At 67.8% G+C, this 11,186-nt stretch carries 17 protein-coding genes; 7 read left to right on the top strand and 10 right to left on the bottom strand.

Annotation, left to right across the window (positions count from 1 at the left end):
- Positions 1 to 365: 365 nt before the first annotated feature.
- Entirely contained in the window at positions 366 to 644 is a 279-nt protein-coding gene (locus ACWEPG_RS05305; RefSeq protein WP_452594020.1) for a hypothetical protein, read from the top strand.
- A gap of 29 nt (positions 645 to 673) precedes the next feature.
- Complete coding sequence (locus tag ACWEPG_RS05300) at positions 674 to 862, top strand: hypothetical protein (RefSeq protein ID WP_452594019.1); 189 nt, start codon at positions 674 to 676, stop codon at positions 860 to 862.
- A gap of 94 nt (positions 863 to 956) precedes the next feature.
- On the opposite strand, the gene ACWEPG_RS05295 is transcribed toward ACWEPG_RS05300, so the two are convergent.
- From ACWEPG_RS05295 to ACWEPG_RS05275, 5 genes are all read right to left on the bottom strand, one after another.
- Positions 957 to 1,310, bottom strand: coding sequence for a J domain-containing protein (locus ACWEPG_RS05295; protein WP_452594074.1), 354 nt, complete (start codon positions 1,308 to 1,310; stop codon positions 957 to 959).
- A gap of 42 nt (positions 1,311 to 1,352) precedes the next feature.
- Positions 1,353 to 1,817: an Hsp20/alpha crystallin family protein gene (locus ACWEPG_RS05290; protein ID WP_450135491.1), complete on the bottom strand. Its 465-nt coding sequence runs from the start codon at positions 1,815 to 1,817 to the stop codon at positions 1,353 to 1,355.
- 255 nt (positions 1,818 to 2,072) lie between these two features.
- Entirely contained in the window at positions 2,073 to 2,195 is a 123-nt protein-coding gene (locus tag ACWEPG_RS05285) for a hypothetical protein (RefSeq protein WP_450113603.1), read from the bottom strand.
- Between the two features lie 52 nt (positions 2,196 to 2,247).
- Positions 2,248 to 2,445, bottom strand: coding sequence for a hypothetical protein (locus ACWEPG_RS05280; protein WP_450113602.1), 198 nt, complete (start codon positions 2,443 to 2,445; stop codon positions 2,248 to 2,250).
- Between the two features lie 5 nt (positions 2,446 to 2,450).
- Entirely contained in the window at positions 2,451 to 2,891 is a 441-nt protein-coding gene (locus ACWEPG_RS05275) for a MerR family transcriptional regulator (protein WP_452594018.1), read from the bottom strand.
- A gap of 150 nt (positions 2,892 to 3,041) precedes the next feature.
- Between ACWEPG_RS05275 and ACWEPG_RS05270 the strand changes: the two genes are divergently transcribed.
- Both ACWEPG_RS05270 and ACWEPG_RS05265 read left to right on the top strand, forming a co-directional pair.
- Entirely contained in the window at positions 3,042 to 3,461 is a 420-nt protein-coding gene (locus tag ACWEPG_RS05270) for an Hsp20/alpha crystallin family protein (RefSeq protein ID WP_450113600.1), read from the top strand.
- Positions 3,462 to 4,365: 904 nt separating this feature from the next.
- Positions 4,366 to 4,806 carry an STAS domain-containing protein gene (locus ACWEPG_RS05265; RefSeq protein WP_450113599.1) on the top strand — a complete coding sequence of 147 codons (441 nt, stop codon included), beginning with the start codon at positions 4,366 to 4,368 and terminating at the stop codon, positions 4,804 to 4,806.
- A 96-nt stretch (positions 4,807 to 4,902) separates the two neighbouring features.
- Here ACWEPG_RS05265 and ACWEPG_RS05260 read toward each other — a convergent pair whose 3' ends face one another.
- The 4 genes from ACWEPG_RS05260 to ACWEPG_RS05245 form a co-directional block, all read right to left on the bottom strand.
- Positions 4,903 to 5,433, bottom strand: a complete 531-nt coding sequence (locus ACWEPG_RS05260) for a glycosyltransferase family 2 protein (protein ID WP_452594017.1) — start codon at positions 5,431 to 5,433, stop codon at positions 4,903 to 4,905.
- Positions 5,434 to 5,453: 20 nt separating this feature from the next.
- Positions 5,454 to 5,777 (bottom strand): hypothetical protein, encoded by a 324-nt coding sequence (locus ACWEPG_RS05255; RefSeq protein ID WP_450113597.1) that lies wholly within the window; start codon positions 5,775 to 5,777, stop codon positions 5,454 to 5,456.
- A gap of 93 nt (positions 5,778 to 5,870) precedes the next feature.
- Positions 5,871 to 8,060, bottom strand: coding sequence for an acyltransferase family protein (locus tag ACWEPG_RS05250; protein ID WP_452594016.1), 2,190 nt, complete (start codon positions 8,058 to 8,060; stop codon positions 5,871 to 5,873).
- An 84-nt stretch (positions 8,061 to 8,144) separates the two neighbouring features.
- Positions 8,145 to 8,507 carry a cupredoxin domain-containing protein gene (locus ACWEPG_RS05245; protein ID WP_450113595.1) on the bottom strand — a complete coding sequence of 121 codons (363 nt, stop codon included), beginning with the start codon at positions 8,505 to 8,507 and terminating at the stop codon, positions 8,145 to 8,147.
- A gap of 214 nt (positions 8,508 to 8,721) precedes the next feature.
- Here ACWEPG_RS05245 and ACWEPG_RS05240 point away from each other — a divergent pair, with 214 nt between their 5' ends.
- A complete protein-coding gene (locus ACWEPG_RS05240) occupies positions 8,722 to 8,889 on the top strand; it encodes a hypothetical protein (protein ID WP_450113594.1) in 168 nt (55 codons plus the stop codon).
- A gap of 11 nt (positions 8,890 to 8,900) precedes the next feature.
- On the top strand, positions 8,901 to 9,029 hold the full coding sequence (locus ACWEPG_RS05235) for a hypothetical protein (RefSeq protein WP_450113593.1): 129 nt from the start codon (positions 8,901 to 8,903) through the stop codon (positions 9,027 to 9,029).
- Between the two features lie 50 nt (positions 9,030 to 9,079).
- On the opposite strand, the gene ACWEPG_RS05230 is transcribed toward ACWEPG_RS05235, so the two are convergent.
- Positions 9,080 to 10,003, bottom strand: coding sequence for a universal stress protein (locus tag ACWEPG_RS05230; protein ID WP_450113592.1), 924 nt, complete (start codon positions 10,001 to 10,003; stop codon positions 9,080 to 9,082).
- A gap of 206 nt (positions 10,004 to 10,209) precedes the next feature.
- Between ACWEPG_RS05230 and ku the strand changes: the two genes are divergently transcribed.
- Complete coding sequence (gene ku / locus ACWEPG_RS05225; protein ID WP_452594015.1) at positions 10,210 to 11,151, top strand: non-homologous end joining protein Ku; 942 nt, start codon at positions 10,210 to 10,212, stop codon at positions 11,149 to 11,151.
- The last annotated feature ends 35 nt before the right edge of the window (positions 11,152 to 11,186 follow it).

Here is an 11,186-nt window from a genome sequence, read left to right as displayed (position 1 = left end):
AGCTTCGGCCGCGTTGCCTGTTTGCGTCGCCGTCCAAGGGCGGCGGGATGCGGTGAAGTTGGTGCTGTGTGACAGGTCGATTCCGTGGGTAGCCCATTGCCGTGGAGTCGTGGGGCCTTCTGATTCTGATCTGCGTCGCCGCGTACCTATCCTGGCAGATGACGGGCTCTGGGTCCGGCTATCGAACCCGCCGTCGTCCGGGAGCGGAACGGTCCCCGTGACGCGAGAACTGTGGCATGGGTCCTTCTCCCTGGAGGGGATCTCCAGTCCCTGGGGGACCAATCGTTGCCGGATGCGGGCGGGCCAGCAGCGATCCGCACTTGGGAGAGGATTCTTCCTGTGTACTCGGGGGTAGTCGAGGCGGCATGGAGAAGCAACTTCGCATCTACCTCAACGATCAGCTCGCCCTCGGTGTTCTTTGGCGGGAGATGGCTCGAAGGTCTGAACGCGAGAACCGCGATACCGACCTCGGTGCTGCGCTCGCGCGGGTTTCGGCAGGCATTGCCGAAGATATCGAGACCTGTCGCACGATGATGCACCGCTTGGGCATCCGGGAAAACCCCTCAAGACCGGCCTGGCAATGGGCGCAGAACGACTGGGACGACTCAAACTCAACGGACGAGCACATGGCTATTCGCCACTGAGCCGGTTCAGTGAGTTGGAATTCCTCACGATGGGCGAAGCCAAGAAACAGTTGTGGACCACCCTGCGCGACATTGCGGGCCTAGACCGGCGGCTTCCCAACATCCACTTCGACGAGCTGATCGAGCGCGCCGAGAGTCAGCGGAGTGAGCTGGATCCGTTCCGCGTCCAAGCGGGAACCGCGACACTGGCTGCCCCAGTCGGCCGCATGGCCACCTAATGGAGTTCACGCCCCGATCTCGCTACCGCCTCGCACGCCTGCCGCCCGTTGCCCTCCACATCACGGGCGCTGATATCGACGTCCGGTCCCGCGGTCACCTCCCGAAACGTACAGGTCCAGCCCACAGCGGGGACCGTCGCCGGGCGTCGGCCGCTTTCTGGGTTACGGGGATGTCGACAGGCGTTCCGGTGCTCCGTGCAGGTGTAACTGGCGCGGGATCGGGATGGTCGCGGTCGTATTCTGTCCGGCGTCGTGAATCTCGGAGGACCCGGTAGGCGGCGATGATCCGGCCAAGGCATTCATCCTCGACAGGGTCCGACCGGAACCGTGTATCGGGGTGGTGGGCGCGGATGAGTCGGCGAAACGCATGGCCGATCTGATCCTGGCTGGCGGAGGGATCCACCCCCAAGACCTGATACCAGTCCTCTCGCTCGGGGCGGTACTCCATCACCCACGCCTCCTGTCGACCGGCCGGGTCCTGGCGTCGTCGTTACTCTGTGGACTGTTCAGGATCGTCCGGCGCGTTCGCGTCGACCGCCTTCTGTTGGCCGCGGGATGCGACGGTGATGCGACGCCTCTTCGCTTGCTCCTGCGCCGGAAGCGTGACCGTCAACACGCCGTTTTGGTAGGTGGCGCTGATGTTGTCCGCGTCGATTCCCTCGCCGAGGTGAAGTCGACGTACGAAGCGCCCGGCGAACCTCTCCGAAGTCATCCATTCCACATCGTGTTCGGTGCGTTCGCTACGCATTGCCGTCAGAGTCAGAACACCGTTCTCCACGCTGACTTCGATCGAGCCCGGATCCACGCCCGGCAGGTCGGCGTGCAGCACGTAGTGGTCCCCTGAGCGGTACAGGTCCATCGGGATGAACCGCGGAACCCTCTCCGATCCTGCCCTCGTTCCCAGCATCCGTTCGGTGAGTTGATCGATGTCGCGGAACGGATCGAATCCCAACACGGTTTCGCCTCCTGGTCCTCGTGTGGCGGCTCGGTGATGTCCTTGCGGCGCGTTCAATCCGTCGAGTAACCGGGTCTGGCGCCCGCCGAGCGCCCAAAGCTTATCTTCCGGTATAGGTAATCTGTACTGCTTGAAAAAGATCTATGAACCTCGCTGCTCTCCCGGCGAGCGCAACTGGGACGGTGTCGGGGTCGAACGACACCCGCGTGCCCAGCGCTGAGGCCACCAACCGGGGGTGGTGCGGCGCGGCGGCGTTCAGCCGCTCTGCTGCCCGCCCGGAGGGCGGCCGGCGAACATCTGCTCGATCCGGCGCTTGATTTCCTCGGTACTCAAGCTCGAGGACGTTGCAGCGGGTCGCTGCGCTGACGGTTCGGTCATCTTCCCTCCCGAAATGATCTCCAAGCCATGAACAGTCCCAGGCCGATCCCTGTCAGGTCCTGCGCTCCTCGGCGTCCCACGGCACGGCGAGAGCCTGGTCGATCCGGTCAGCCTCGGAGGCGTCCCACCCGACGCCCGCCTGCGCCATCTCATCGAGGTCCGGTTCGTTCTGATCGACGACATCGAGACGCTGTTCGATCAGGTCCGCTTCACCGGTGACAGTCAGGGTCCGGTCCGTGTCGTTCGTCATCAGGGCTATCCCTTCCTGTTGCGTTGTTCCTGTCGTAGCTGTGCGTTGTCGGACGTGAGCTGCGCGTTGTCGGACGTGAGCTGCGCGTTGTCGGACGTGAGCTGCGCATTGTCGGACGTGAGCTGCGCGTTGTCCGACTTCAGGCGGGCATTGGTGGACCTCAGCCAGCTGCTATCGGTCTGCAGTTCGACATTGTGGCTCTCCAGTTTCAGGATCTTGGCGATGCCGGCGAGGTTCACCCCGCTGTCGATGAGCTCGGTGATCCGTTGCAGTCGGTTGATGTCCTCATCGCTGTACCGTCGCGTGCCCCCGTCGGTGCGAGCAGGGGTGAGCAATCCCTTGCGTTCGTACAGCCGCAAGGCTTGCGGCCCCACACCTGACAGCTCCGCGGCGACCGAGATGCCGTAAACCCCGCGCGCTTCCCGTGCGGACGATTCCTTCGTCATCGACATCTCCGTTTCAGCTCTCGGCCCTTGTCGCACTCTTACTCAAGTGCTATATCTAATCTATACCACGGAATGCAGATAACGTGGTGATTGTTGGAAGGATCATCGGGACAGAACCGAGACTGGAAGGGTTTGTTGGAGGTGGCCACGATGTTGATGCGCACTGATCCGTTCCGTGAGCTCGACCGCTGGACCCAGCAGGTGCTGGGAACGGTCGCCCGGCCGGCGGCGATGCCGATGGACGCCTGGCGCGAAGGTGACCAGTTCGTTGTCGAGTTCGACCTCCCGGGGGTGCCGGCCGATTCGCTGAACCTCGACGTCGAGCGGAATGTACTGACTGTGCATGCAGAGCGGCCCGTGCGTGACGCGGACGTCGAAATGGTGGCTTCCGAACGTCCTCGGGGGGTGTTCAGCCGCCAGTTGTTCCTCGGCGAGAACCTCGCCGCCGATCGGATTGAAGCCAAGTACGCCGACGGGGTGCTCAGGTTGACGATTCCGGTGGCGGAGAAGGCCAAGCCGCGGAAGATCGAAATCAACACCACCGCTGGTCAGGAAGCGATCACGGCCTGAGTCCGGCGCAGTGCGAGCGCGCTTCAGGAGATGAGACAGATGATCACCGTGGACCGCGTGTACGACGCTCCCCCCGAAGTGGGCCAGGCGCCATGCCTCGTCGCCGACGAGGCATGGCTGGCCAGCGTAATTGACGACATCTTCGGCGAGATGCCCTCTTCGTGCACTCCGCCAGAAGGACCGCCGTGCACGCTCACGGCGCGGCGGCCACCTTCACCTCGGCCGGTCCCGAGTGACACAGGACAGGCGGGGGTTGGGCAGGCCACGTCGGCGCGTCTACGTCAAGCCAGGAGGGGCGGTCCTGAACGCGCTCCCCCCGACCGCCGGCACCGCGTGCCGTAGCTCCCCCGTGCCATTGATCTAGGAGGTGATACAGCACCTGATTCAATACGGTGAGTCCCTGCGGGGCCGCTCGCATCGAGTTTCTTCGTAGCCGGCGCAACGAGCCGAACACTTCCGGCTCTGCGCACTGCGCCCGTACGGCGTGACACCACGTTGCGAGCTGCCCCGCAGCCGTGACCGGCCCCCGCGGACGTGTCGCCGTGCGCACCCACATCCGCTGGCCAGGCCAAACCTCTCGGCCCCGGAGCGTCTTCGTCTGGAGTGCGCGTGCCCGTCTTGAGTCAGGCGACCCACCGGCATCCGTGTGAGGGATGTGGGGCGTCGGGTCTCCGTCGCTGAGGGAGGCTGTCTGTCTGCAACGACCTGTTCAGTATTGGTCCGGCCCGACTGGACAATTGGTCCGTTGCCGTGGCTGTCGCGGAGTGCTACACCGGTAGTGGGTTTCGATTCGACCTTGACGCTGACGGCTCGGACCTCGCTGTCGGTCGACACTCCCCGCGGCCCACCCAATCCATTCGGCGGTTGAGCAAACAGCTGCGTTCGACCACGTTGGAGGTTTGCCGTGCGCGTCCACATTCATTGCTTGGCCCACCCGCTAGTCGAATCCGTCAACGGCGTCGGGTGTTGTCGTGTCCGTGGACCGGGCCCGACCATTGCCTCAGTGGTCGGCGACGTTGACGCGCGGGTGATCGCCGACTTCGTCAAGGGCCTGGACAAGGCCCTCCGCGAAGCACGTCGCACCGTCATCGTCGACTTCTCGCACGCCGGCTTCGTGTCGATTGCGGGTGTGCAGGCCCTCGCTGAGGCTCAGCTCCACGCGGATCTCCGTGGCCTGGCGATGCTCCTCGTCCCCGACGAGAGTTCCCGGCGGGTGTTGCAGGTCGTCGACGCGGACCAGCACTTCCGCTGTTTCCCGAGCGTTCGTGCGGCCGTGGAGGCTCGACGTGCGGAGCTTTCCGCGCACGTCGATCTCGACTACGTGCTCGTCCGGTCGCGGCAGTAACCGAGCCAGATGAAGTCATCGGGCGCGCGGGGCCTCTCGAGGGTGCGCGCCCGATCCGAGGGGCCGCCGGAGCTGAGTGTGCGCTCCGGCGGCGTTTTACCCGGCCCGGCAATGCCCGAACCGACGAGCACCGGGGTTGAACGTGCGGACGGTGTCGCGTCGGCGATCAGAGCCGCTCCGCGCCACCGCGGGCACACGCCGGACGAGCGACATCCACAGGGCGAGGTTCCGCGGGTCGTGTGCTGTTTCGGCCACTAGTTCCCGGAGAAGCCGGACGCAGTGTGCACCGGGCCTCCGCATGAGCGCCGTGAGGATTCGATTGCGTTCCTCGCGTCGTCGGCGTGCCCGACGGTGCAGTCGGCGGCGTAACGGCTTGTGATACGCCACCAGGTCCGGCAGGTAGCACAGATCCCATCCGTGCTGCGACAGGTCGATCGCGAGCAGATCCTCCTCACCGGCGAACTGCAGGAGCCTGCTGAACCCACCCACCTCGAGGTATGCGTCGCGACGCACGATCGCCGCACTCGCCAGGAAACCGAGCACCGACACGCCCGGCAGGTCCGGCAGGCGCCCCAGCGGACTGGACTCCATGCGCTCCGAGATCGGATCGTCCCGCTGTTCCGGCATCGACACCATGCGGGCGGCGATCAGTCCGACCGTGGGATGCGCATCGAAGGTGCGCTCGCCCCGTTGCAGTGCTTCAGGTCCCCACCACGAATCGTCCTCACAGAATGCGACATCCGGTTCACGGCCACGACCGCGACGATTCCCAGGATCAGGACCACGGCACCGGCGAGACCGCTGATCCACGCCCAGCCCTCGTATCCGTAACCGGCGGCGAGCACACACAGCGCGATCAGGACGACGCCGCCCATCACACCTCCGTATCCCGGCCAGCCTCGGACGTCCCGCACCGCCTCACCGGCGTGTTCGCGGGCGGTGTTCGATCCTTCGACGTGTTCGTCGGTCACGAGGTCCCTTCCTTCCGTCGGCCTTACGTCACCGGCATACCCCGGAACGGCGTGCACGAATCCCCAGCGTCGGGGTCGGCCGATCCGGACGCGTCAGCGCGGGGCGAGGGCGCGGTCCGCGAGTGCGCCGACGACCGGTGCCAGCGCCCGGGCGTGCTCGATCGTGAGGTGGTTGTCGTCGCGGAAGACCAGGTCGTTGCCGACCACGACCGGGCAGCGGTCGGAGGTGCAGAACAGGTCGGACAGGTCGGCGTACTCGCCGCCTCCGGCGGTGGTGGCCGCGGCCTCGGCGGCGATGCCGGGCGCGCTGAGCGCCGCCGGCCGCTGCGGCGAGCAGGCGGTGGCGTCGTCGAGGTGCTCGGACAGGCACACCGGCACGACACCGCGTGGATCCGGAATCGGTCCCAGGACGAGGACTCGCGCGCCGGTCGCCCGGAGCTGCGCGACCATGGCGGTGAGGCTGCGGAGATACTCCGGGCCGTACATCGCGAAACCGAAGTCGCCGCCGTACCGGCGGGACATGCTCAGCACGATCAGTTGCGGCCGCTCGGTCTGCAGCCGCGCGACGACCTCGCCGCGCCACTGGTCGCATTCGGTGTACGCGCGACCGAGATACGGGCTGGTCAACGGCAGATCCAGGAGCGGGCAGGTGACCTTGCCCATGGTCTCCAGTCGCCAGTGCCGCTGCTCGGCGACCGACTCGAATGCCGGACTCCACATCGCCGCGTGCGAGTCTCCGACCAGGGCCGCCGTGGTCGGCGACGCGATGTCACCGGACGCGCATTCGTCCTGCCCGACCTCCAGCCACGAGCGCACGCAGCCGTTGAGGAACACCTCCGGCTTGCTCGCGGGCGCGTCGGCCAGTGGCGGGGCCAGATTCGACGGGACGGGACCCAACCCGGCCGACGCCGTTACCGCGGCCTGCACCTGGGCGGTCAGGTCCTGTACCGCGACGTCGTGCGGGTCGGCGGTGGGCGCCGCCACCTGCGTCGGTGCGGTGACCGTCAAGGCCGCGGCCTCCTGCCCGTGGCCGACCGGAACGGGGCGCACCATCAGCAGCGCCAGACAGGTCGCCACCGCGACCGCGGTCACGGCGCCGCCGAGCGCGAGGCTGCGCACCGATGAGCGGCGCAGGGACGCCGCGAATCGGACGGGGTTCTCCACCAGGTTCAGCGTGAGGATCGCGAGCCCGGCGGCCACCGCCACCGCACCCAGTCGGCCGGACAGGCCCAGCTCGTGGCCGACGAGCTCCGGCGCGAGGATAAGCAGGGGCCAGTGCCACAGGTACCAGGAGTAGGACGTCCTGCCGATCGCCCGCATCGGTCCGAGCGACAGGCCGCGACCGACGCCCCACCGGGACGCCGCGCAGCCGGCGCCGATCACCAGCGCGGTGCCGAGCACCGGCAACAGGGCGGCGGTGCCGGGATAGGGTGTCGTCTCCCCCAACCGCACACAGGCGAGGGCGATCAGTCCCAGTCCGCCCCACCCGGCGAAGGCCGCGGGCAGTGCGGGCAGCCGGCGCCACAGCGGGACGGACAGTGCCACCAGGCCGCCGACGGCCAACTCCCAGGCCCGCGACGGCAGCGAGAAGAACGCCCACGGCGGCTGCGTGTGGGTCCAGGCCAGCGACACCGCGAACGATCCGGCGGCCACCCCCGCCAGGACCAGCAGGTACGGCAGCGCCGAGTGCTCGGTCCGGGCCCGGGAGCGTCGCCGCACCACCCAGGCGACCGCGACGATCAGCGCCGGCCACACCAGGTAGAACTGCTCCTCCACGCCGAGGGACCAGAAGTGCTGGAACGGTGACGGGGGCGTGGCGGCGGCGAGGTAGTCGGTGCCGCGCATCGCGAACCGGTAGTTGCCGACGTAGAGCGCACTGGCGATCCCGTCGCCGAGCGCGTCCCGTGCCTGCAGTGGCGGCAGGAGCAGTGCCGAACCGACCGCCGTGGCGACGAGCACGAGACCGCCGGCCGGGAGCAGGCGGCGGGCACGGGCGCCGTAGAAGCGGGCCATCCGGACGGAACCGGTGGCGGTCACGTCCCGCCACAACAGGCCGGTGATGAGGAACCCGGAGACGACGAAGAAGACGTCGACGCCGACGAATCCCCCACCGAGGCCGGGTACGCCCGCGTGGAAGAGAACCACGGCCAGGACCGCGACGGCCCGCAGGCCCTCGATGTCCGGGCGAAAGGTCGCTTCCGGCGTGGACGCCGCACCGGCGGAATCGGCGAGGCGGTCGCGGCCCGGGCGGCGCCAGCGTTCCGCGATGCCAACCGAATTCACTCGCGCCATCTTGGCAGAGGCACGACTCGCGTGGCGGGAAAACCGTGCTTCTAGGCGCGAGCGGGTTTGCGCCGGTGACGGCGTTCACTCCACGACGAGGGATCCGCGCATCGTCGGGTGGTACGTGCAGTGGAACCGATACGTTCCCGGCGTCATCGGCGCGGTGAAGGTGGCGGTCGATCGGCCGCCGACGTCCTCGTCGAACTCCCCCGCGTCGTCCGATGTCACCGAATGCCTGACCTCGTCGCCGTTGCCGACCGTCACCTCGACGCCGGGTCGCACGGCGAGTGTCGTCGGGACGTACGAGTGGTCCTCGATGGAGACGACCAGCGCAGCGGCATCCGTCGGCCTCCCCGTATCCGGGGCCTTGTCACCGGCGGGTGTGTCGCATCCGGTACCCACCGCCACAGCCACCACAGCGGCGGCCGCGCAGGTCGCGGCGCTCATCCTTCTCACGTTGTCCTCCTGAGCGAGTGGGTGCCCAGCCGAACGACACGCCACACACCGGCCTCGCGGTGGCGAGCGGGTGGGAGTGGTTCGATCGAGCGGAGTGAGTGTCATCGGAGTTGGATTCACATCGAGGTTTGCCATATCCCCCAGGTGGGTATCCGACACTCGCGAACGTGGGCCGCATCGGTGCCGCGCCGCAGAGGAGGTCGCGATGAGTCTCGACAGGACGTCCGCCGGCACCGAGTCGGGTGGGGTCGAGCAGGGCCGCGCACCCGCCGAGCCGCCGGTGGATGCCGAGAGTGGAATCGTGATCGTCTGGCCGGACCCCAGCCCGTTGGACTCCTGGTGGGAGACCGTGCTGAAGCGGCCGACATCGTGATCCGGTGACCCGTGACCCGCCGCGGGCGCCCACGCGGATCCGACGACAGCTGGCCGCACCTGCTGCTGCTCGGCGGAGCAGTCATCCTGTTCTTCGTGCTGGGCCTGGTGCTGATCGCGCTCGTCAACGAGATGCTCTGAGAAGGTTCTCCGACCGAGCTCGGCGCCGGCCCGGGTACCGGTCCCCGGTGCTAGTCTGCCTGCGCCGCCGCGTCGTCCGATCGATCGGTGCGGACGATCATGAGCGGGCACTCCGCGGTGTGCAGCAGTTCCATGCTGGTCGAACCCATCAGCATGCCCGCGAATCCGCCGCGACCGTGGCTGCCGACCACCAGAAGCTCCGCATCGACCGCCACATCCCGAAGTGCTTTCGCCGGATGTCCCCGGGTCACGGTCCGCGTCACGGGCGTTTCCGGGTACCGCTCGGGCCAGCCGGCAAGGCTCTCGGCGAGTGTCGCCTGTTCGGCCACCTCGACCTCGTCCCACGGCAGATCGAGGTGACGGTCGAAGGCCGTGGACAGCGCGAACTGGGACCAGGTGTGGACCGCGACGAGGCCGGTCGCGCGCAGTGACGCCTCCTCGAACGCCGTCGCCAGCGCAGGTCTGCTGTTCTCGCTGCCGTCCACTCCGACCACGACGGTGCCGGTGCCGGACGTCTGCCCGGCGTGGCCGCGGATGACGACCACCGGCCCGTGGGCGTGGGTGGCGAGGGCGACGGCGACCGACCCGGCGAGCGCCGTGGTGATCTGACTCAGTCCGCGGTTGCCGACGACGACCATCCGGGCAGACTTGGACGCCTCGAGCAGGGCGGGTCGTTCAGGTCCGTCGAGAACGCACGTGACGACGTCGGTGACGGACGTCGAGGTGTCCGTGGTGCGGGCGATCGCGGCGGCCTCGTCGAGGTTGGCGCGGACCACGCGGTCCCGGTCGGTGAAATAGCTCGGCGGCAGGCGGATTCCGTTCCCGGTCGCGGTGACGGCGCCGAGCGCGGAGACGATGTGCAGCGGGCATCCGTGGAGTTGGGCCTCGCGGGCGGCCCAGCTGACGGCGGCGAAGGAAGTGGTGGATCCGTCGACGCCGACCACGACCGGCGCACTCGTCCCGACAGCGTCCACGGTGAGACCTCCACGACCTCGAACGTTCCCATCGTGGACCGGCCCCGCGGAATCGGGGTAGGGCCGAAGGTCCCCAACTCGTGATGCGCGGGCGTCGGCGAGACCCAGGGGTGATCTCCGGTCACCGCCCGCGAGGTTTGCCCACGCCCGGGCCGGGTATGCCACGAAGCGAACTCGAGCCCGGGAGTGTGGTGTCGATGCGGTCGATGTGGAAGGGAACCATCGCGTTCGGGCTGGTCGCCGTCCCGGTGCGGCTGTACGCGGCAACCGAGAACCAGAACCTGGCGTTCCACCAGGTCCACGTCGAGGACGGCAGCCGTGTGCGGCATCGAAGGTTCTGTGCGGCCGAGGACAAGGAGATTCCCTTCGACGAGATCGGGAAGGGCTACGAGACGGCGGACGGACAGGTCGTCGTGCTGACCGACGAGGATCTCGCGGATCTGCCCCTGCCGAGCGCGCACACCATCGAGGTTCTCGCGTTCGTTCCCATCGAATCGGTGGATCCGATCTACTTCGACAGGAGCTACTTCCTCGAGCCGGAGAAGTCGGCCGTGAAGCCGTTCGTGATGCTCCGCGACGCGATGAACAAGTCGGGCCAGGTGGCCGTGACGAAGATCGCGATCCGCCAGCGCGAGTCGCTCGCCCTGCTGCGCGTCCATCGTGACGTGATCATGGTCGACACCATGCTCTGGCCGGACGAGGTGAGGTCCCCCGAGTTCGACTTCCTCGCCGCCGATCCTCCGCAGGTGAGTGTGAAGGAGATGAAGATGGCCGCCCAGCTCATCGACGCGCTGTCCGAGCCGGTGTTCGACCCGGGTGAATACCACGACGATTACCGGAAGGCACTGAAGGAACTGGTGGAGGCGAAGATCGAGGGGCACGAGACGGTCGAGCCACCGGCGGCGACCCAGGCCCCTGACGCGGATGTCACCAGCCTCCTCGAGGCACTGTCGAGCAGCATCGAGGCGTCCCGGTCGTCGGGCGGGAGCAAGCGGACCACCGGCAAGCGCACCACCGAGGAGAAGAGTTCGAGCAGGGCGACGAGTTCCGGCGAGGAGAAGGCCTCGAGCCCGAAGAGGCGCACCACGAAGTCCTCGTCCCGAACGGGAGGAACCGGCGGCCGTCGCCGCGCCCGTTCGCAGGGGTGAGGCCTCCCCCGGGTTTGCCACACGGGCCGACCGGG

The organism is Rhodococcus sp. NPDC004095, from assembly GCF_053604015.1.
The sequence above is the reverse complement of the archived record's forward strand: the minus strand, read 5'-3'. Positions and strand labels throughout refer to the sequence as shown.